Source organism: Listeria booriae, from assembly GCF_000766865.1.
In the GTDB taxonomy this organism is placed as follows: Bacteria; Bacillota; Bacilli; order Lactobacillales; family Listeriaceae; genus Listeria_A; species Listeria_A booriae.
In genome coordinates this window covers 18,175-41,596 of the sequence record NZ_JNFA01000011.1, presented here as the reverse complement: position 1 = coordinate 41,596, position 23,422 = coordinate 18,175, and the positions used below count along the sequence as shown (strand labels likewise).

Sequence of the window (23,422 nt, the reverse complement as noted above, 5' to 3'; positions counted from 1 at the left end):
AAAGGAATAAAATATAGTCTTTGCTTGCACGTCGCTTGCAAAAGTAAAAAAATTAGCGCAGAAAGTGTGGAGAAATGAAGCGAAATGAAGCAATCCAAGATCTGTTTCTTGCTTGCACGTCGCTTGCAGAAGTAAAAGAATTAGGCGTAGAAAGTGTATAGAAGGGAGGTAAATGAAGCGATTCAAGGTCTAATTCTTGCTTGCATGTCGCTTGCAAAAGTAAAAGAATCGGTCATAGAAAGTGCAAGGAAAGAAGGATTTCAAGCCCCAATCTTTGCTTGCACGTCGCTTGCAAAATTTACACTAGGAGGTTAAACAATATAAAATGGAACCGTCTATGTCCTATCACTTTTACCTCTAACGCCCCGTTTTCCTCCTCCTTTTTTTTCGTACGGCGGAAATGGTTTTCGCTATTTGCTAAAAGTATTGTAGAAAGCGCTTTAAATTCTTATACTGAAGGCATGAAGGGAAGGAGGCGTTGTAATTGGGTAACGAGAAAACGACATACGATCATTGTCCTACAACTAAAGTGAAAGGTGATTTTACGACTTGGACGGGGTTCCAAGCTATTTTTTCAGAGCTTTCGCGTGCTACAGCTAAACTTGCCAAAAAGAAAGCTGTCCTTGCGATAGAAGTCTATCCGGGAGCGCGTATTGAAAAATTGAAAGAGGCTTTGACGCAAAATTTTGCTGAGGCCAATCTGGTTTGTTCGGATGATTTTGCGCTTAGCGGTCCACATATTCGCGACAAATTCGCGATGTTAATTACGGAAGATCGGGTTTTTGGGCGAATGGCTGCTATCCAGATAGAGGACTATTATGATAAAGAGAAATTGCGAGCCTTGCAAGAAGAGGTTGCCGCGCTGGAAAATGGGCTAATCATCGTTTTTGGAACTGGGGCGAGTTTGGCGGCGGAGGCAGATCTGACTGTGTACGTGGATGTCGCGCGTTGGGAGATTCAGCAACGGATGCGTTCTGGCGAGATGGGAAATTGGCAGGATACGAATTTTGAGGAAGATATTTTGCGGAAATATAAGCGGGGATTTTTCTTGGATTGGCGTGCTGCGGATCGTTTGAAGGTCGAACTTTTTAGCAAAATAGATTATTATGTGGATGAAAATGTGCTAGATGCGCCTAAAATGGTAAGTTGGGCGGATTATTGCGCAGGTTTGGAGCAGATGTTGCAAGGGCCGTTTCGCTTTGTTCCGTATTTCGACCCGGGAGTTTGGGGCGGACAATGGATGAAGGAGAAGTTAGGGCTGGACGCGGGTCAGGAGAATCTTGCATGGGCGTTTGACGGGGTTGCTGAAGAGAACAGTTTGTATTTGCAATTTGGTGAGACGCGGATTGAGACGCCTGCAATCAATGCGGTTTTGAAATATCCGATGCCACTTTTAGGGGAGCTTGTGTTTAGCCGATTTGGCGCGGAATTGCCGATTCGCTTTGATTTTTTAGATACGATGGGCGGGCAAAATTTGAGCTTACAGGTGCATCCGAATAAGGAATACATTAAAAAACAATTCGGTATGGACTACACGCAGGAGGAAAGTTATTACTTACTAGATACGAAAGATGATGCGGTTGTTTACTTAGGCGTGAAGGACGATGTGGCGCCCGACTCATTATTAGCAGCTTTGGAGGTAGCACAAACTGGTTCAGGTGAAATCGATGTCACGCAGTACGTCAATACATTTCCTGCGAAAAAACATGACCATTTCTTAATACCATCAGGTACGGTGCATTGTTCGGGCGCCAATGCGATGGTCCTTGAAATTAGCTTATGCGCCTATATCTTCACGTTCAAACTTTGGGATTGGGGACGTTTAGGCTTAGACGACAAGCCGCGGCCAGTTCACATCAACCACGGTAAAAAAGTCATCAACTGGAACCGCTCAGAAAAATGGGTGGCGGACAATTTAGTGAATCATTTTGAGCTTATGGAAGAGAACGAAACACATAAAAAAGAGCACACCGGCTTGTATAAAACGGAACAAATCAGAACCGAACGCGATTGGTTCACGGATTTTGTAGACTACGATAATTCCGAAAAAACGGTAAACATGTTGAATCTAGTAGAAGGGGACAAAGTCGTTGTAGAAAGTGTGGACAATGCGTTCGAGCCTTTTGAAGTACACTATGTAGAGACATTTGTTATTCCGGCACAAGTCGAGAAGTTTAGAATAAGAAATATAGGAACGAGTGAACGAGTCGCCATTTTACGCGCCCGAATCATGTAACTTCCATAATAGGTTAGCTGTTGATATACCGAATCAATAGCTGGCCTATTTTTTGTATGTCTAATAATCTGAAAAAGCGCGTCAAATTTCTGGAAAATCACGAATTCTGGATTTTGGGGTGGTATGCTAGTAGTACATTAAGCGACACACAAATACAAAGGATGTGAATATAAATGGAAAAAATAGATTTTAAAGTTCCAACCCAATCCACGTATAAAGCCGCACACGAAAAACCGTTACACGATGCAATATGGCGAATCATTGACATCATCGCCGCTGTTTTCGCAATCATCATATCGGCGCCAGTCCTCCTCGTTATCGCGGGCAGTATCAAAGTTGAAAACTGGAGGGCACCGATTTTCTTCAAACAAAAGCGTGTCGGTAAAAACGGTCAGACCTTCTACATGTATAAATTCCGCTCGATGTACGTTGATGCAGAAGCCCAACTCGAGAAACTACAAGCACAAAACGAAATGCAAGGCCATATGTTCAAAATGAAAGATGACCCCCGAATCACCAAAGTCGGTAAATGGATCCGCAAAACAAGCCTCGACGAATTTCCCCAATTTATTAACATCTTAAAAGGCGACATGTCCTTCGTTGGCCCGCGCCCCCCTCTTACGCAAGAATATGCTAACTACTCCAATTACGATAAGAAAAGACTCCTTGTTACGCCAGGATGCACAGGTTTATGGCAAGTAAGTGGTCGAAACAACTTAGACTTCCACAAAATGGTTTCTCTAGACTTAAAGTATATAGAAAAACGCTCTATTCTGTTCAATATGAAGATTTTGCTACTTACATTCAAAAAATTTACGAGTAAAGGAAACGGGATGTAAGCCAAGAAAATGAAAGGATGATAAACGTGAGAACACAAATACTTGGTAGTAATCTAGATTGTTTAACATTATCGCAAACATTAAACCGAATTGAAGATATTATTCAAAAAGGTCAACCGACGCAACATGTCGTCATTAATGCAAATAAAATCAACCTGATGCACCAAGATACTAAGCTCCGCGATATCGTCAATGGTTCCCCGTTAATCAACGCAGACGGCTCATCGATTGTTCTTGCTGGAAAACTCCTCGGCCAGCCTATCCCAGAAAGAGTCACCGGCATTGATCTTTTCGAAGAGTTACTCGATATCTGTAACGAAAAAGAATACCGTCCGTATTTCCTAGGTGCCACACAAGAAGTGATTGAAGAAATCGAAACCCATTACCGCGCAAAATACCCAGACATGTCTTTCGGTGGCTTCCGTAACGGTTATTTTTCACCAGAAGAATCCGTAAGTATCGCTGATGAAATCCGTGAAAGCGACTCGGATATCTTATTCTTAGCCTTTTCCAGCCCGCAAAAAGAATATTGGGCAAGCGAGCATTTAGAACGCCTTGACGTACCATTCGTGATGGGAGTTGGCGGCACATTCGATGTTATTGCAGGCAAAACAAACCGTGCCCCGCAATGGATGCAACGAGCAGGACTAGAATGGTTTTATCGCTTCGTTCAAGAACCTCGCCGCATGTTTTCCCGTTACTTTTTTGGCAACTTACGCTTTTTGAATCATGTGAAGCAAGAGAAAATCAAGTTATGGAAAGAAAATCGCTTCGTTGGAAGGAGTCAAGATGAAAGAAACTATTAGTATTAAAATGATATTCACGATAATTAAACGCCATTTAGTGTTGATCATATCTACAGCAGTCGTCGGCATGATGGTTGCTGGAGCAGCTCTTGTATTTTTAGTCACGCCGATGTATGAAGCTAGAACGCAAATTCTTGTCACGCAGTCCGCCCAGACAGAGATGAACAGCAATATACAAACATCAGAAGTACAGGCTAATATTCAACTTGTTAACACGTATACCGCACTATTAAAAAGCCCGCGTATCTTGGATGATGTGGCGAGAAATTTAGACGGTAACTTCACCGCAGGACAATTAATGAGTAAAATCACGGTTGCCAGCGAGCATAATTCCCAAGTTATTAACGTAAGCGTAACAGATCCTAATCAAGCAGTAGCTGCAGAAATCGCCAACGAAATCGCCGCGTCTTTCGCAAAAATCACACCAAACGTGATGAACGTCAACAACATTGAAATTTTAGCGAAAGCAACAGCGCTTGAAAATCCAAAACCAGTAAGTCCAAGCTCGATTATTTTTATCGGTGGAGGAGCGGCTGGTGGGATGGTTATCGGTTTTGCAATCATGATTATCCGCGTTATTTTTAATACGAGATTTAAAGATGAATCAGATGTTCTCGATGAGTTAGGCATTCCACTCCTTGGAAATATCGCGAAAATTCCCGGCCAGAAATCACTTTAAAGAGAGGTTGAGTTAGATTGAAAAGCAGAAAAACGAAAGCTAAGAAGCAATCAGAAATGAGCCACAGACGCCAAAAAACGGACGAGCCGCAAAAACTAATCGCAAAAATCAATCCGAAATCACCCCATTCCGAATTATTCCGCTCCATCCGAACTAATATTGAATTTTCCAGTGTGGATAAGCCGATGCGCTCCATCTTGATTACTTCTTCTGAACCCGATTCTGGGAAATCGCTTATCTGCGCCAATCTAGCAGTAGTATTCGCCCAACAAGGCAAAAAAACATTACTCATCGACGGCGACTTGCGTAAGCCAACCGTGAAAAAAATCTTCCCAGAAGCAGTATCACATGGTTTGACTGGCATATTAACAAATCGCGTCACGATTGACGAAGCCATCCGTGAAACAGAAGTCGAGAACTTGTACGTTTTGCCAGCAGGCGTTGTGCCGCCGAATCCTTCTGAATTACTCGGTTCTGAGAAAATGAAGCAAGTGTACGCAGAACTGTATGAAATTTTTGATCAAATTATCTTTGATACACCGCCGATTCAGCTCGTAGTAGACGCGCAATTACTTTGTTCGCTAGTCGACGGTTCGATTTTGCTTGTCCGTAGCAATCACTCGTCTAAAGAAAACAGCAAGAAGGCGCTCCAGAAGCTCCAGACGGCGAACGCGCATGTTATCGGAAGTATTTTCAACAACAATAAAATGAAAATGGACGGTTATTACTATGCAGACTAATGTTTTAGAACAAGTCAAACGAGTAGAATTAAGCATTTTAGTAGATGTTGCAGCACTTTGCGATAAACACGATTTGACGTACTATCTCATTGGTGGCACACTGCTTGGCGCAATTCGCCACGACGGATTTATCCCTTGGGACGACGATATTGACATCGCAATGCCCCGCAAGGACTTCGAAACATTCCAGAAAATCGCCCAAACCGAACTTCCCGAATCCCTCTTCCTTCACTATGGCACGACCGATCCCGATTACTATTTACCAATCATCAAAATCAAGAAAAATGGCACCATTTTTGAAGAACAAAGCGCCTCATCTTCCATTAAACACAAAGGCATTTTCATCGACATTTTTCCGCTAGACAACGCCAATACAAACACAGGATTCCGTTTCCATACAAAAGGCATGCTCATCAAACAAATCAAAAACTACCTATTCCTAAAAATCAACCAAGAAAAACAACTATCCGCGTGGAAAAAAGCCATTTTAAACCTCACAAAACCAATCCCCGCAAGCTTCGTCTTCCAACTACTAACTAAATATATGCAAACCGAAACAAGTGAAGACGCCCCGTTCTATGTCAACTATGGCAGCCAATACGGCTACAAAAAACAAACAATGCCCAAAGAAATGTACGACGCCCCATCAAAAACCACTTTTGAAGACCAATTATTCAAAATCCCCCGCGAAACCCCGCAATTACTAGAACGTATCTATGGCAAGAACTACATGGACATTCCCCCCGCAAGCAAACGCATCACCCACAATCCAAAACGAATCCAATTAAACGAGGAGTGCATGGCATGAAAAAATATCGTATCGGTTTAACGACAGGCGTATTCGACCTTTTCCATATCGGCCATTTAAATATTTTAAAAAACGCCAAGTCCCAATGTGACATCTTAATCGTCGGTGTTAGCACAGATGAATTTGTCCAAGCATACAAGCAGAAAAACCCAGTCATTCCATTCGAAGACCGCAAACAAATCGTCGAAGCACTACAATACGTCGATTTAGTCGTTCCCCAAACAAGCCACGAAAGCAAATTACAAATGATTGACAACCACAATGTAGATGTCATGTTCCACGGCAACGATTGGAAAGGCAGCCCCACATTCAACAAACTAGAAGCCGAATTCAAACGCCGCAACGTGGACATTGTCTACTTTGACTACACAGCAGGCGTTTCCTCCACCAAACTAGTAGAAACAATCCAACAAGAGACCGTACTTGTCGTCAGCGCCTAATCATAGCTCGAATTTTAAAATGGATACTTCTCCATTTTAAAATTTTGCCCAGCGTGTCTAAAAAATTGATTTTAAAAATGAACTTATTGGAAAAATCCTATTTTGACGAAAAAATACGATAAACTGTAATTAAGCCAAGAGAAACATGAACTTAAAGGAGGTGGCGGCAATGTAAAGCTAACTGTAATCCCAATTTCCTCATAATATCATTCCTCTCTAAGCAATATAAATCCCCAAAATTCAAAGGATAAGATCCCCTCTTATCGAAAAGGAGAAAAATTAAACATGACAAAAAAACAAATTCCATTCAACGTATTACCTACTAAAAAGGTGAAAAAAGCCTTATTCGCCACATTAGCAACAGTCACAGTTTTATCTCAAATGTTAACAGTCTATCCAACAACAAGTGCAGCAGCAGAAGGCTCCGAAATTGGAACAACTGAAGCAGCAACACAAGTAGGCGATTTCGCAGCATTAAAGGACGCCCTTGAAAAAGATAATGGCATTACGAACATCGAATTAACAGCAGACATCACGATGACAGGACCCATTAATGTTCATCTGAATAAAACAGAAGTGACGATTAACGGAAATGGGCACACATTCACAGAGAGTAAATTGAACTTACTATCCTATACCGCAACTGTCTATGTTGCACCTAATTCTAAAATGAAGACGATGAATATCAAAAATATGAAAATTCGTGGGACACATTATTACTCCACATTCCAAGTACACGATGCTGTGACAGGTGTTGTACAAAACTTTGAAAACATCGATTATGTAGGCCCGCAAATGGTCGCTAACACCTATGGTACAGCTAACTTTACAGGAACAAATACAGTTAACATTTCCCAATTCGATAACGTAGGAACACTATATCAAATGGTTCGTGCCAACAAAGTAAACATCGCAGGAAACTTTACAGCGGATCATAATACAGACGGACTCAATACGTTCCAACTGTATGGTACGAATCCACAACTTAATATTCTAGATAATGCTAACGTTAATATCAAAGTAAAACATGACAAACTAATCGGTTCTGCAGCCAATACAACCGACTTCACAGTAGGGAAAAATGCAACATTAAACATAGATACTGTGTCTGAATTATTCGTCGAGGGGATGTCCAACATTATATTTGACACAAACTCCACGACAACGATTAATCGTACTGGCGTAGGAGCAGGAGCTTTGATGGAAGTCGCAAAGAATTTCACCATCAATTCCAATGCAAGTTTAGTAGCAAAACAACCAGCAGCAGCTACAGCACATATTATCCGTACGACCGTAGCAAACGCAACAATCAACATTAATGACCCGCGTAAACTAGACCTTGATGCGAGTGGAACAGGCGCTAACCGTGTATTCTCCGCATATGGCAAAACAACGATTAACTTCAACAACCTGGCAGAAATCGGTGTATTTAATGCGACAAACAAAACAGAAACACCAACTCTAGCGTGGCAAGATGCAACATTCCAAGTAGTACAAGCATCAGCCCAAGCCGGAATTGTACAAACAGGCGCAATTTCATCTACTAACGATATCCAAACTAAATTCGTATTAGCAGACGCAAAACGTATTACAACAACAGGAACTGCTGAGATTGCCCAAAAAGCAGTAAACGAACTTTTCACTAATAATGATACAGCAACAGACACAATCAAAGATACAACAACACAAGCTTCCATCGACGCAGCCCAAGCATTAGTCAATAAAGTGACAGACCCAGCAACAAAAGCAGCACTACAAAAAGATCTAGACCGCGCCCAAGAATTACTAAATGAGCGTAACGCAGCTAACTCAGAGAAAGATCGTCAAGCAGCGGCATTAAAAGCAGTAAACGAATTATTTAACAACGACCAACCATCAACAGACGCAATCAAAGACAGCACAAACCAAGAAGCAATCGACGCGGCCCAAAAATTAGTAGACGCAGTAACAGATCCAGTAGTAAAAGCAGCATTACAAAAAGATCTAGACCGTGCACAAGAATTACTAGATGCACGTAACGCAGCAATCGCAGCCGAAAAAGCCCGTCAAGAAGCAGCACTAAAAGCAGTAAATGAATTGTTTAACAGTGACCAACCATCAACAGACGCAATCAAAGACATCACGAACCAAGAAGCAATTGACGCAGCCCAAAAATTAGTAGACGCAGTAACAGATCCATCAGTAAAAGCAGCATTACAAAAAGATCTAGACCGTGCGCAAGAACTATTAGATGCACGTAATGCAGTAGACGCAGCCGAAAAGGCCCGTCAAGAAGCAGCACTAAAAGCAGTAAACGAATTGTTCAACAGCGACAATCCATCGACAGACGCAATCAAAGGATCAACAACACAAGATTCTATTGATGCAGCTCAAAAATTAGTAGACGCAGTAACAGACCCAACAGTAAAAGCAGAACTACAAAAAGATCTAGACCGTGCGCAAGAATTATTAGATGCACGTAATGCAGCAGCGGCCGAAAAAGCGCGCCAAGAAGCAGCGCTAAAAGCAGTAAATGAATTGTTTAACAGCGATAAGCCATCGACAGACGTAATCAAAGATACAACGACACAAGCAACAATCGATGCAGCTCAAAAACTAATTGATGCAGTAACAGATCCAGCAGTAAAAGCAGCACTACAAAAAGATCTAAACCGTGCGCAAGAATTGCTGAACGAACGCTTGGCAACAGTCGGAACAATCACACCAGCTGATTTCCTAATCGGTGGCGACAAATATGTAACAGGAACATTCACAGGTAGCGTAGCTAAAGTTTCCCTACTCGTGAACGACAAAGAATACACTGGCGGAACAGTCAAAGCAGACGGCACATTCACATTCTATGCCAACGATAAAAACATCAAGAAAACCGACGAAGTATTCGCAGTAGCCTATGACAAATACGGTAAAGAACTATCAAGAACAAAAGTGAAATTCGTAGTCGTAACAGCAGGTAAAATCACACCAGCAACATACAGCCTAGCAACAGACAAAAACATCACAGGAACATACACGGAAGACGTAACAAAAATAACAGTTACAGTCGGCGATAAAGTTTACAAAGGCGGAACAGTAGCAAACGGCACATTCACATTCTACGCTTTTGACAAAATCAAGAACACAACTGACCCAGTAACGATTCATGCATACGACGCAGCAGGTAAATTGCTAGACACGAAAACACTGAAAGTAGTAACAGGCGTACCAGTAGTCACAAAAGGTAGCATTACACCACTAGAAATGGCAGTACCAGGCGACAAAAACATCACAGGAACATATACAGATGACGTACACTATGTAGTAGTAACAGTAAACGGTATAGACTACAAAGGCGGCACATTTGCAGACGGTGAATTCAAGTTCTACGCACTCGATAAAATTTCAAGTGCAAACGATGTAGTAACAATGGCAGCATACGACAAAGCAGGTAAACTACTAGACACGAAAACAATTAAACTAGTAGGTCCAGCACCAGAGAACGTAATCAAAGGTACCATTACTCCAAACCAACTAGTACTTGGAACAGATAAAAACATCACAGGAACATATACAGGCGAAGTAAAATCAGTACAAGTAACAGTAAACGATACAACTTACAAAGGTGGAACATTCACAGATGGCGAATTCAAGTTCTACTCTCACGATAAAGTTAAATCCGTAACAGACGAAGTTATCATCGTAGCACTAGACAAAGCTGGCAACGTGCTAGATACAAAAACGATTGAAGTTGTAAAATAAAAAATAAATGAAGGCGGGAAAGGGCAATAAGAAGCTCTTTCTCGTTTTTCAAAAACATATTATTGATAAAAAGTCAATACTAATTTAAATGAAAGCTGTATTTTCAAAACCGTTTTTGTGTCTAATATGTGAATTAAAATGATAAAAACTTCACTTTTTGAAAGAAAATGGGTGAATTAAATAACCAATATGGTATGATAGATAAGTAAACGAGAGCGGCCCATCCCAAAGCCATCTCGCCATTTAAAATAGCAAGATCCTCATGAAATACTGAATATAGAAATTATTTTGATTAGTCTGTCATCCTCGCCGCCCCCTTGGCACTAGACATAATCAATCCCCCCAAACCCCCTCCCAATCCCCAACAGAACTCCCAATTCTGTTGGGGATTAAGTATGTCGACAAACGAGACAGGCTCTATAATTTGAAAGAAACACCCCAATCTCTGACTCGAGATTGGGGTGTTTTTTCGTCTTATTTAAAGCTCCGCACGTGTACTCAACACACGCCCTGAGATAACTGGCAAATTGCCGTTGATTGTACGAATTGCGTCGATTAGTTCTTTTTCTTCTGCGATGTTTTTTAGTTTGATATAGTATCGTAATTCCATTAAGCTGCCCATGTTTGTTGTCTTTACTTGTTCTAACAAAACTTCGTGGCCATACTCTTGTAACAACTCATCGAAAAGATTCGCGTAATCGATATCTTCTGGAATCGAAATGCGTAATGAGCGTTCTGCTACTTTTGTTTTTGCTCCGAAACGGTATTTTGTAAGGGCGAGTAGTACAATGGCTACGAATACGGAGAAAATTAGTGCGTAAACGAGATATCCCATTCCTGTTGCCAGGCCAATTCCCATGGACCAGAAAATACTGCTGATTTCGCGTGCGCCACCTGCTACTGAACGGAAGCGGATCAAACTGAATGCGCCGAGAACTGCGATACCAGTACCGACATTCCCGTTGACAAGCATAATGACCGATTGTACCAAAATCGGCAAAATCGTTAACGTTACAATAAAGCTTTGTGAATAGGTGTTGCGATACATGTGTACACAAGCCACCAATAATCCTAGCACAACGGAAGCCCCGCTATACATGATGATTTGCCATACGTCTAAATTCATCGTTGCATCTTTGACTACATTTTCTAACATTATATAATTCCTACTTTCTCGCTTAATAAATATCTTCTATACACTTGTTCATACTTGGAAAACTTGGATGGATAAAGGTCTAAATCAGATAGGATGTCAACGAACCACAGGGGATAGGCACCTAATGATTTAACTTCCATCAAAACATAGATTTCTGGTGCAACTGGGCTGCCTGCGTGTCCGTTCGATAAAATGAGGTCGTCATTGCGCCATCTGATTTTGGCGTCGAAGGTGATGCGGAAACCTTTTTCTTGGTGGGCGCTAAAAGCTCGGCGATCATAGGAAATAATGACTTTCGGTGCGATAGGGTCTTTGCGCTTCATCCAGTTGATTTCATTGCTAATTTGTTGGCTCAGCCTGTCGCTGAATTCGATATTCTCGTTACCCTCCATGAACGCATGTGCTTTACTTAATGGCATGGAAATGCGTCTTTTATAAACAATCCCTTTTAACTTCTTTTTAATTTCTAAAAATACTTTTTGATTTTTGTCTGGTGTGCCGTAACTGCGGATTCTGAATTTTTCTTTGTAGGTGGGTTTTTCGCTGGAGCGTCGAATGAGGTCATAATTTGGTGTGTCGTAATAGAGGGAGCAGATAGTGTGGAGGCCGTAGGAGTCTTCTGTCATGTATTCGGATAGCCGTTCTAAAAGCTTGGTATATTTATCTTCGTCTAGGATGTACTTCTTTTCTTTTCGTTCAAAAATTTGCATTGCTTTCTCCTTTTTAGATTGCTCCCTGCACATAGGACTGGCAGGGAGCTGTTCAGTGTGTTATTTATTGATGATGACCGTCACAGTTTTAAGTGTTGTTCCTGCTGCGTTGTATGCGGATAAAGTGACGACATCAGATTGGCTCTTAATGAGCGGTTTGGCGTAGTATTGGAAGTCTGGGCCCGGTACTGGAACGGCGATTGTTGTTTGCTTCACACCGTTCACGCTGATGCTAACTTTGGAAACGTCGCCTGTGTACTGGCCTTTGATGTAGCCGTCTCCAATGGTGAACGGACTTACGGTAATATCTCCGCCTGTAGATATGATTGGAACGGTTTTGGTGCTTACAGCAACGCCTGCTGTGTTAAAGCCTACGAGTTTGACGTCGTCGGTTGTTTTCGTGATGTTGGGTTTGGCGTAGTATTTAATGCTGTCTGTCGTCACGTTGATGCGTTGGAGTGCCACGCCGTTGACTTGGATTTCTACTCGGGCAATGTCGCCTGTGTAGTTTGCAGTGATGTAGCCGTCTGTGCCTAGCTTGAATGGTGCTACGTCTGTAATTACGGCTGGTGTTTCTTTGGCAACTTTGATGGCTTTGCTATCTAGTAGGTTACCGTTTGTGTCGTAGGCGTTTAGCGTCGCGATGTCAGTTAAGTTGCGAATCACGTTGTTGGCGTAGTATTTAATTTCTGAAGCTGAAGCGATGATTTTTGTGCCTTCAACTCCGTTTACCGTCAAGCTGATTTTGGCGATATCGCCCGTGAATAGGCCTGTGACATAGTTATCTTTACCGAGATAGAAAACGTTTGGTGTTAGTTGACCGCTTGCTGGTTTTAGGACATTGACTTTTGTTTTTTGTAGTTGTGTGCCTTTTGTATCATAGGCAATCATGTAGACTGTGTCCGTTGCCGCGTTGATTTTGCCTTTGGCGTAGTATTGGTAGGGGCTGCCGGTTGCTGTGATGATTTGTAGCAGTGCACCATTTACTTCGAGTGCAAGCTTAGCCACATCGCCAGCATAGGTTCCTTTCACATAGCTGTCTGTACCAATTGTAAAGTCGTTCGTTGTAATGCTACCACTTGTTTTATTGGCAAAAAGTTCTTTGGCTTTGTTTAGCTGTGTTTGCAATGCTGCTTTGGCTGTTGTGTCTTGAACGGCATCGACTGCTTTTTGTGCTGCGTCAAGGGCTTTTTGATCCGTTGCAGCTTTTAGTGAATCAGAATCTGGGTTGTTATCTGTGAATAGTTCAGAAACGGCTTTTGTTGCTGTGTCTTCGGTTTGGGCATCTTCGGCTGCTTTTGTATTGTCGCTGATTGGACCCCAGTTGTTTGTTGTGAAAGCACGCATTGTTAACGGTGTTGTTTTGCTTAAAACGGTTCCTGGTGTGTATTTCACGGCTTTGCTTGAGATGACGCCGTCTGCACCCATTGGATCGCTACCGTCTGTTGTGTAGTAAACGTCGGTGTTGGCATTTGGATTTTCGAGTGTTACGCCTGTGCCTGTTTTTAGGACATTGACGTTTTGAAGTGTGTGTGCCATGCCGTATTTTGTCCACATGTCTAGAGAGAATTTCACGCGATCGGGAACTTGGTTTTGTACTTTTGTTTGTAGTGTTAGCCAGTCTTTATACATTGTGCTTCGTGCGCCCATGAATGCGGCATCTACTTTGTAAGCTGCGTCTAGTTCTTTTTGATTGTCTAAAATGAGTTGTCTTACGTTCGCAACAGATAATGGTGCACCGTCAGCGCCTGCGAAATCACCACTTGCAGGTCCGATTTGTTGCAAGACTTGGTCTTTGACAAGTGTTTTGAATTCTAGATTTCCAGCTGTTGGTACGGTACTGTTTCCTGAAAAACTACCGAAGAATCCGCCGGCACCGTTTCTGGATATGGTGTCTGAATTCCATTTGAAGCGGTATGTTCCACCGCCACCTGCTAGGGCTGAAGAACTTGTTCCAGTTCCGCCGTTATTATAGAAAGCGCCGTCTGTGTCATTGATGTTGAATTTCATTTTGACACCATTGCCGTTTGCAATATCATTAGAAACGACTGCATCAACTTCGCGTTCTGTGTCGATGAACATGAAGAGAATCTGCGTTTTAATAAGGTCTTCGATGTCTACGTATTTCTTAAATTCTTGCAAGTTTTTCGCAGTTGCTAAAGCTTTTACTTTTGTCAAAATGGCTGCGTCACCGTCGCCGGCTTCGACATTTCCTGGAGCGAAATAATCATCTTGGAAACGTATTTTTGTATAGTCGTCATCGCTGTCGCCGAAGTATTCTTCAAACATGTTTTGTCCGAAGTCTTCACGCATTGTTTTAACGCCCATGTATTGACCGTTATAGAAGTATTGTACGTATTTCGTGTGCAGTGCGATTTTGTTCATTTGTTGTGCTAATGTGTCTGTTACGGTTTCGTCATAACGATTGTAGCCAAGATTGTAAATGTCATTTTGCGGGCCGTCTTGACCTTCTTTTAGTTCTAATTTACTGAACTTGCCTACGACTGGGAAGGCTTCACCTGGTGTTGGATCAAAGAAGTTATATTTTGCTTTTTTGGCACCGAAATCGCGGTGGAATTTCACGGCAACGCCTGAGTTAAACTGACCTGAGCTGACTTGTCCGAATTTTTTAGCTCCGGAATAGCTAAAGTAGTTCGTGCCACCGCTGTTTGTGTGTGTATCTAGAAATTCGAATGTGCCGGTTGCGTAGTTAATAGCGTCTAGCGTTGCTACATTACCAGTTACAGATACGATTGGGAAATCATCGATAGCTGCGGCATATTCATCACTTGTGATAGTGTTTTTAAATTGCCATTGGTAGCCGACTGGAATTTCATTTTTGTAGTTGTCGCGTAAGATGTAACTGCTTGAAATAACACCGGAATTACCGTCTGCATCATAAGCGTAGGCTTTGACGATAGTTGTTTTGCTAATTGTGAGTGGGCCTGTGTAAGTTAGCGCCTTGGTTCCTGTTGGATCGCTTCCGTCTAGGGTGTATTTGATAGTTGTGCCTGCATTGGAGCTTAAGCTTAATGTGAAGCCAGTGTCATATACGCCGCGTTCTTTGCTGAATTGGAGCGGGTAGTTTGTTTGACCGACGTTATTTGTTTTGCCGAATGTATCGGAGCTAAATAGCGTTAAATTCTTGCTAGCGTCTGGTTTACGCCCGAATGATTGATTGTAAGCTTGTTTCGTGTATTTGATGGAGTCGATTGTTTTCATGTCAGAACCGACTTTTGCGGATAAAATAACGTCACCGCTACCACCAATTTCAAAACTTAAGTGGTCATTGCCGAGTTCTGGGGCTTTGTCGGAATACAAAATACGGTATCCTTTTGCCGGAATAACAAGGTTTGAAAACTCGAATTTGTCTAGTGTCTTCGATTTGTCTGTGATGTACGTGCCTTTTCCTAGAACGACTGGAACATCGTTGTCATTGTAAAGTTCAATCCATGCTGCTTTAGAGTTGGCAGTACCTTCAGACGATAATTCGTTGATGTAGACGTTTTTGATTTTGTCTGGTGTTGCAAGTGCGTTTGTGATGTTTGCGCCTTTGTTGTTGTTTTTGTATTTGATAATAAGTCGGGCAGCTTGGGCAGTTCCACCTTGATAAACGCTACCGATATAGTTGTCGCCATCAACGCGGAAGGCCATTCCTTGTCCATTTTTCCAGCCGGCGAGGCGATTTTCATCAATGATGTCTTTTAGGTTGGCTGTACGAACGATTTGGTTACTAGCGGCGAATGCTGGTTGGCTGTATTTAACGACCATGCTGCTGTAGTTACGTGAAGTGATATTGCCTGCTGTTGTTGTGTAACCTGCAGGATCTCCAAATTCTGAACGGATTTCCATGTTGGAGCTAATTTTACTAGCATTTGTGTTATACGTTGTGAACTCCATGTACGCGTCTTCGATTTCAGCACCTTCTGGGATGTTGACGTTCAGAAAGCGGAAAGCGGATGTGTCTTTGTAAGTGGGAGTCAATGTTGTGGAGTAGTAGCCGCCGATACTTAAATTAGCATTCAAGTTTATTGCTTTTGCTGTGCCGTACTCTTCGGCGTCATCTGTGTATGCTGCTACTTTTCCAGCAAAATCACCAGAACCGGAGTAATATTCTAAAACTAATTTCGGAGCCATGGCAGGGCTAGAATCATAAGAGCGCGCAATGTATGATCCTGTTTTGTCACCACTGATTTTGAAAACAAGATTATTAGCGTCTGGATTTGCTGAACGCATCTCGTTAACGACTGGTGTTAAGTCTTCGCTGTTTAAGACATCGTTAATAGCAACTTTCGATGGTGTCGTTGTTTTCACGGTTTGATTTGTGAATTGGCGGTTTGTGAAAGAAGCGACTGTGCTTGTGAAAATATCACCTTTACCAAGTTCACCTGAAATCGTCAAATTCGTTGCGGTTGTTGAAGCGTCGCGTGCTGTGAAAACAAGATATGCTTTACTAATCACGGCGTCTTCCGGAATAGTAACATCGGCAAAACGAACATAAGAATCTTGTGCGACGTTGCTTAACGTTCCTTGTAACTCAAGACCAGTACTTGTCAAATTGACCGTCGTGGCTGTTACTTTGGCGTCGTCTGCGCTTGTTTTGACGCTAAATTCTTTTGTGGCAAGCGGGATGTTTTCAGCATCTTCGCGGATGGCGTAGAAATATGATTGTACGCCGCTATTTTGTTTTGCGTTGTAGGCGTAAGCTTTTACTGTGGTGTTTTTGTCAATCGTAATTGCTTTCGTGTATGTCGTGCCGTTTGTTTCGCTCGGTGTGGAACCGTCTAGTGTGTATTTAATCGTGTTGATAGAATCCGTGTTTAGCGTCAAGTTGAAACTTTCTTTGTACATGCCAGGCGCTTGACTAGGCGTGATGCGAACAATTGGTGTTGCGTCGTTGTTGGATTTCTCGTACGTGCCGACGTTGTAGGAAACAAGATGGCTATCTGCATCGTTAAAACGGCCGTTTGTTTCATTGAACGCCATTTTCTTCGCGGCGAACGTATCGATTTTGTGAAGCGTGTTATCGTATTTTGTTGCTAAATAAAGCGTCGCGTCGCGGTCGCCTAACGTGAAGTTCACAGAAGCATTGTTTTGCGTCCCGTCAGCTTTCACTACGCGGTAACCTTTTGCAGGGATATAAAGGTTTTTCAACTCGGATTTGCCTAAATTGCCAGCATCATCAGATAGGAAAACGTCTTTTTCAAAAAATACTGCTTCGTCGTTGTTATTAAAAATTTCAATCCAGCCGTCTTTCTGGTTGTCCGTCCCCATACTTGCGACTTCGTTGATAAATAGGTTTTTCATTAATGCAGGATCTTTTGTGACTTCGCTTGCGATGGCGTCTTTTTCGCTGTACGTGTACTTAATGATAAGTCGTGGCTGATACGCTGCGGCTGAACCGCCTTGATACACGCTACCAATATAGTTGTCACCGTCCACTTTGAATGCCATCGCGTTACCGTTTTGCCAACCCATTAAGCGCGTTTCGTCAATGATGTTTTTTAAGTTCGGCGTTCTAACGGTTTGTGATGCTGTCGTGAAAGAAGGCTGCTCGTACTTCACCGCGGAAGCCGTATAATTACGACCACTAATATTACCAGCAGTGCTGGCATACGTTGCGGGATTGCCTAATTCAGCAGAAATAGCGAGATTAGCGCTACGATTTGCCGTAACTGCCTTTGTTGTGAATTCTAAATAAGCGTCTTCAATTTTTGCGTTTTCAGGAAGTGTTACATTGCCAAAACGGAAGGCTGAAATTTCTTTGTTAGCCGGTGTCAATGTTGTTGACGTGTAACCACCGATTTCCATTTCCGTATTTAAGTCGATCGCATTGGCTGTGCCACGTTCTTCCGCGTCATCAGAAGTGTTGCTAATACTAGCCGCGTAATCACCTGATGTAGAAGTGTATTCAATCACTAGTTTTGGCGCCATTGTCGCGCTGGAATCGAAAGAGCGCATGACGAATGAACCAACGCCGTTCCCATTAATTTTAAAAACATAATCTTTAAGATCTGCCGTATTAGCTCGCATTTCATTAATAACAGAAGTCAAATCATTCGTGTTAAAAATACTATTTGCTGCGACAGCCGGTGTTGCCATACTTACTGCTGCATTTGTAAAAGTTCGACTTGTAAAAGAAGCGACCGTACTTGCAAAAGCGGCTTGCGTTCCAAGTTCCCCTGTAATATTAAGCATTGTAGATTGCGCAGCCGTTGAAGCATCGCGTACCGTAAACGAAAGATAAGCATTCGTGATTTTGGCGTCTGCCGGTAATTCAAGGCCAGTGAAACGTAGATACGTTCCTTGTACCGTCGCGGCTGGACCGTGTAAATCCAGTCCTGTACTCGTTAAATTGACCGCTGTACTCGAAACTTCGGCATCATCAGCACTAGTTTTAATCATGGATTCTTTCTTTAATGCGAAATTTTTCTCTGTATTTGTGGTTTGTTCCGTGGGTATAGTAGTGAGGGACTCTGCGGCATAAACGAGGTTTCCAATAGAGTTCGGTAATACTAGAGAAAAAATCATTGCCAAGGATAAAGCTTTCATTTTAAAATTTTTGCGTTTCTTCATGTTTTAAATTATAACTACTTATGCATAAATATTATGTGGTAGTAGTCATGTCCTCCTTTTCTGATGTGAACTTGTTTACGTTTTGTTTTTGCATTTCATTGGCTGTTTTGGAATAATAGTATCGGTGTGGTTTTTGCACAGTCTAACAGGGGATAGGGCGTGGTGATTGCGCGGGAGGCTTGCTTTTGTACAGGGAATCTTTCACCTCTTTCGGATTTCTTTGCCTACCTTTATCTTACCCTCAGAGCCCCTACAAGTCATTAAAATATCGAAGGATTTTAAACAAGTATTTTAGACGTTCACAAAACTGCCATCTAAAAAATGCAAACGAGAACATGTATATTTATGCATTAAAAATACAGCTCCCGTCTTAAACGAAAGCTGCATCCTGTTTTTTATTCTATTGTTCCATATTTCGCACGTACAATCATATCTAAATCTGCCAGATCGCGTTTGGTCGGTGGCATGTGCCAAACGAGGACATCGACATCGGTAACTTCGGGCAACGGAAAATCGCTAATAATAAAATCATGTTGTGCCCAGTGCTCTTTGGGATTGAGTTCATCACAAAAAACGATGAAATCTTCCGAATAGTGACGGCGAATCTCAGCTTTCAAGAATTCTTCCCACATGAAGCCTTTTTTAGCAATAATTTTAATATGAAGGGAACTCGTGTAACTTTCCATCATCAACGCGGCAGTGAACAAATCATGAATATACGTCGCAATAACATCCATATTAGCTTTAATAAAACTATAATCTGGCACCGATTCGTATTTTTGCAAGGTAGAAATGATCTTTTGCTTATCTATAGAGTCAGGAACGAACTTTTTTGTGAAGGAATCGACATCCAGAAGTAGACTGGTTTTTCGAACAAAGTAAAACCGTGCGAAATAGTCAACAAGAGTCGTTTTTAAAACAAGTGTGTCAGAAATGCGTTCGTCCACAATGGTCAGAAGCTCCTCGACTAAATGAAGCCGAATCCGTTGATATTTCTCTGTATAGGAAAGGCGCAGCGTCATCTGCTCGTGATTCACATACGTGAAGTAGCTGAGTGCGCTAATGATTATTAATAAATAACGTTCTTCCTGACTAAGCGGTTCCCCAAGTGCATCTTCCAAGTCACTAAAATCCATTTCCGTCACATTATGATACGTATACACATCATGCCAAAACTGCATATTCTCATCACTGACTCGAACGGGATGCCCTTGTTTAATCCTTTTTAAAGTAACTGCAATGGCAATCGCATATTCCGTCCTAGCGCTAAGTGAAAAGAAGATATTTAAGCTTTTTTCGAATTTTTGTATAAAGGCATTGATGGGCGTTTCAAAACCGAAATCATCAATAACCCAGCCAGAATACGGATAACACTTACTAAATAGGTGGTAGTAGAAAACACGCACATTGATTTCATTCCCCTGAATCTCAAGCGGTGTCGTGTTAAGAATAAGCCCATTACGAGATAAAAACGTATCCACTTCTGCCAATTTCACATAAAAAGTCGAGCGGCTCACGAAATTTTTTTCCGCCCATTCTGAAATCGTTTGGTTTTCTTCGTTGAATGCCGATAGCGCGAGTTGAAAAAGATGGCTAGTAGAAATCATGAACGCCGTTAAATAATCAAAATTAATTCTAGTGGCAGCTCGTAGTGTGAGTTTTCGGTCAATTTCATCTACGTGAGCGATATCATCCGGAATGGCCGTATTAAGCGTCTCGATGTCGGCGTTGAGCGTATTGATGGAGCATTCCACAAAGTTCGCCGCTTCTTTCTTAGGGATTGGCGACTCCGCGAAAAACAGCAAGTTCAGCAACTTTAGCCGACGATACTCCGATGCGGGAATAATATTTTTCATTTGTAAAACCTCCCCTAGTTACTTAACTCTATCCTAATGAAATTTTTCTGTGGGGTCAAATTTGAATCGCTAATCATTGGCTTAGGATGAATAGAAAGCGTTTTCTTTGAGCTTTTTAGATGCCGATAATTCATATTATGTCTACAGCAATAGTCAGCCATACATAGTATAATTTGGAAGAACTACGTAAGATGAAAAAGAAAGGGTGAAGAAAAAATGAAATCATGTTTGAAAGTAGTGGTATTATTAAGTGCTGTATTAGCGATATGGTGGGGAATTATAAATCAGAATCCCCATCAAGTAGCCGCTCAACAGAAAGATATCAACGATCCAATTATTATTACTGCGTCATATAATCCAATTGAAGGTATTGCTTTACCAGGTGCGAAGATTATTCTAACAGATTATCTAGGCAATACAACAGATACAATCGCAGATAAAACAGGTGAGTTTTCACTTAGGGCCCCAGTCGCCCACAATGGAACGCTTGATATACACCAAGAATTGAATGGCTTGTCGGGGCCTAAGAACAGAATGACAGTTGGAAATCGGACACAAGTTCGAAGATGTACGTCTACAGAATTCGTTCTGTCTACCTTTGCTGATGCAGACATACAAATCAGAACAGAGACTGGCGCTATTTTAAGTCAAGGAAAAACAGGTAGTGACCATAGCTATATCTTAGATATTACGAATGTTCGGCCAGGTACTATACTAACAAGCATGGTAAAATCGGGAGGGCTTGAGTATCATTTTTCGTATACATTGCCACCTGTTCCGCCTAAGTTTATTGTTACAAAAATAACAGAATACGAGATTGAGGGAATAGGAATGCCAGGTGCACTTACTGGTATTAAAGATGATGGTTATTGGGGGAGAAACGCTTCAGATGGCTCAATATGGCTCCAATTTTGGAGGCCTGTACCACTGGGATCAAAGCAGTTTTTCCTCCAGGAGTATGATTTACGTGAGGGTAACCCGCAAGAAGTACTAATAGGCTGGTCGCAAGTAGTAAATCCTGTAACAGCGGCGAGTACGAAGGTGACTGGAACGGGAACTCCGAATACGCCAACACATGTGCAAACAGAAAATGGACAGGTTCTTGGTCGGGGGCAAGCTGATAAGGATGGCAAATATACCATCACGATACCGATACAAGCAGAGGGTACGAAGCTTCGCGTATTCCAAACTATTGCTGGCACGGAGTATATGTCGCCCATCACTGTCGAGAAAAATCCTTATACACTGACCGCATCACCGTATCAAATCGGCACGAGTAACGTGACGGGAACATATGCTGGCACAGATTTAGACCAAATTACCAAAGTGGTTCTACTAGTCGATGGCGTCATTGTCAAAAATGGTGTATTTAATAATACGACGAAAACCTTCCAAGTTGCCGCTAACGGTTTTGTTACTAATACGAATCAGCGTGTCGAAGTTGCGTTATTCCACGGAAATACCGAATTAAAACGGGCACCAGTAACCGTCACAGCACGACCGAGTGGTAGCTACACAGTGACTCCAGCGACATACCAGCTGGGGACCAGTAACGTGACGGGAACGTATACGGGAACGGATTTGAGCCAAATAACTAAAGTAGTTTTGTTAGTCGATGGTGTCATCGTCAAAAATGGTGCATTTAATAATACGACGAAAACCTTCCAAATTGCCGCTAACGGTTTTGTTACTAATACGAATCAACGTGTGGAAGTTGCGTTATTCCACGGAAATACCGAATTAAAACGGGCACCAGTGACCGTCACAGCACGACCGAGTGGTAGCTATACGGTGACTCCCGCGACATACCAGCTGGGGACCAGTTTAGTAACGGGAACGTATACGGGGACGGATTTGAGTCAAATCACAAAAGTAGTTTTGTTAGTCGATGGTGTAGTTGTTAAGAACGGCGCGTTTAATAACACCACAAAAGCGTTCCAAATTGCAGCAGGTGGTCTCGTAAACAACAGTAAGCAACGTGTCGAAGTCGCTCTATTTAACGGTACAAACGAACTGAAACGGGCAACCGTCTTTGTCACGGATGCATATACATTAAACACAGCTACCTATCAAATCGGTAATGCGAACTTGACGGGGAGCTATGCAGGCCTAAACACGGAAGCCATTACAAAAGCTGTGCTTCTCGTGGATGGTGTCGTTGTCAAAAATGGTGCTCTAAATACGAGTGATAATACCTTCCGAATCGCAGCGAATGGATTTGTGACGAACATGCGCCAACGAGTCGAAGTGGCCCTGTATATCGGAACGACCGAAGTAAAACGTACGCCAGTGAATGTCATCGGCAATTTTACGTTGACCCCAACGGCGTACCAGCTAGGAACAAATAACGTGACGGGAAGCTACACGGGCAACGATTTAGAAGCTATCACCAAAGTGGTTCTTCTTGTCGACGGTGTGGTAGTTAAGATTGGCGCATTTGATCCTGCCACGAAAACGTTCCAAATCTATGCCAAAGGCTTAGTCACGACAGCCACTCAACGCGTGGAAGTGGCCTTGTTTAACAACACCACAGAATTAAAACGGGCGACTGTCACTGTATCTCCTGGCGGAAGTTATAGTATCACCGCTACGCCATACCAACTAGGAGGTAGCTACATCACGGGGACGTATACTGCTACCAATTTGGAGGCCATTACGAAAGTGTCACTCCTCGTGGACGGCGTAGTAGTTAAAAATGGTACACTTGCCCCTACGACGAAAACCTTCCAAATCTATGCCAATGGTTTTGTGACTACGGCCAATCAACGTGTGGAGGTTGCATTGTACGTAGGGAGTACCCAAGTATCACGCACCAGTGTCCCGTTTAGATAGGTTTCTAAT

13 protein-coding genes are annotated in these 23,422 nt (G+C 42.3%); 9 read left to right on the top strand and 4 right to left on the bottom strand.

The window, feature by feature from the left end; all coding sequences use genetic code 11:
* Window positions 1-484 precede the first annotated feature (484 nt).
* The 8 genes from EP57_RS03465 (at window position 485) to EP57_RS03430 (ending at window position 10,283) form a co-directional block, all read left to right on the top strand.
* Window positions 485-2,236, top strand: coding sequence for a class I mannose-6-phosphate isomerase (locus tag EP57_RS03465; protein ID WP_036084276.1), 1,752 nt, complete (start codon window positions 485-487; stop codon window positions 2,234-2,236).
* Between the two features lie 173 nt (window positions 2,237-2,409).
* Window positions 2,410-3,075, top strand: coding sequence for a sugar transferase (locus EP57_RS03460; protein WP_036084275.1), 666 nt, complete (start codon window positions 2,410-2,412; stop codon window positions 3,073-3,075).
* Between the two features lie 17 nt (window positions 3,076-3,092).
* On the top strand, window positions 3,093-3,881 hold the full coding sequence (locus EP57_RS03455; RefSeq protein ID WP_052167528.1) for a WecB/TagA/CpsF family glycosyltransferase: 789 nt from the start codon (window positions 3,093-3,095) through the stop codon (window positions 3,879-3,881).
* Window positions 3,865-4,560, top strand: coding sequence for a YveK family protein (locus EP57_RS03450; RefSeq protein WP_036084273.1), 696 nt, complete (start codon window positions 3,865-3,867; stop codon window positions 4,558-4,560). The genes EP57_RS03455 and EP57_RS03450 overlap by 17 nt, the downstream gene beginning before the upstream one ends.
* Before the next feature lie 17 nt (window positions 4,561-4,577).
* Window positions 4,578-5,300 (top strand): CpsD/CapB family tyrosine-protein kinase, encoded by a 723-nt coding sequence (locus EP57_RS03445; protein WP_241480701.1) that lies wholly within the window; start codon window positions 4,578-4,580, stop codon window positions 5,298-5,300.
* Window positions 5,290-6,108: a LicD family protein gene (locus EP57_RS03440; RefSeq protein ID WP_036084272.1), complete on the top strand. Its 819-nt coding sequence runs from the start codon at window positions 5,290-5,292 to the stop codon at window positions 6,106-6,108. Before EP57_RS03445 ends, EP57_RS03440 begins: the two co-directional genes overlap by 11 nt.
* Window positions 6,105-6,548, top strand: coding sequence for an FAD synthase family protein (locus tag EP57_RS03435; protein WP_036084270.1), 444 nt, complete (start codon window positions 6,105-6,107; stop codon window positions 6,546-6,548). The genes EP57_RS03440 and EP57_RS03435 overlap by 4 nt, the downstream gene beginning before the upstream one ends.
* 285 nt (window positions 6,549-6,833) lie before the next feature.
* Entirely contained in the window at window positions 6,834-10,283 is a 3,450-nt protein-coding gene (locus tag EP57_RS03430; RefSeq protein WP_036084269.1) for an immunoglobulin-like domain-containing protein, read from the top strand.
* 478 nt (window positions 10,284-10,761) lie between these two features.
* On the opposite strand, the gene EP57_RS03425 is transcribed toward EP57_RS03430, so the two are convergent.
* The 4 genes from EP57_RS03425 to EP57_RS03410 all read right to left on the bottom strand — a co-directional run bounded on the left by EP57_RS03425 (window position 10,762) and on the right by EP57_RS03410 (window position 20,581).
* Window positions 10,762-11,439 carry a DUF4956 domain-containing protein gene (locus EP57_RS03425; RefSeq protein WP_036084267.1) on the bottom strand — a complete coding sequence of 226 codons (678 nt, stop codon included), beginning with the start codon at window positions 11,437-11,439 and terminating at the stop codon, window positions 10,762-10,764.
* On the bottom strand, window positions 11,439-12,149 hold the full coding sequence (locus EP57_RS03420; RefSeq protein ID WP_036084265.1) for a polyphosphate polymerase domain-containing protein: 711 nt from the start codon (window positions 12,147-12,149) through the stop codon (window positions 11,439-11,441). The genes EP57_RS03425 and EP57_RS03420 overlap by 1 nt, the downstream gene beginning before the upstream one ends.
* A 60-nt stretch (window positions 12,150-12,209) precedes the next feature.
* A complete protein-coding gene (locus tag EP57_RS03415) occupies window positions 12,210-18,554 on the bottom strand; it encodes an immunoglobulin-like domain-containing protein (RefSeq protein ID WP_159106411.1) in 6,345 nt (2,114 codons plus the stop codon).
* A gap of 566 nt (window positions 18,555-19,120) precedes the next feature.
* On the bottom strand, window positions 19,121-20,581 hold the full coding sequence (locus tag EP57_RS03410; RefSeq protein ID WP_036084263.1) for an AcpB/EbpR/MafR family transcriptional regulator: 1,461 nt from the start codon (window positions 20,579-20,581) through the stop codon (window positions 19,121-19,123).
* Window positions 20,582-20,797: 216 nt separating this feature from the next.
* Here EP57_RS03410 and EP57_RS03405 point away from each other — a divergent pair, with 216 nt between their 5' ends.
* Entirely contained in the window at window positions 20,798-23,413 is a 2,616-nt protein-coding gene (locus EP57_RS03405; RefSeq protein WP_036084261.1) for an immunoglobulin-like domain-containing protein, read from the top strand.
* The last annotated feature ends 9 nt before the right edge of the window (window positions 23,414-23,422 follow it).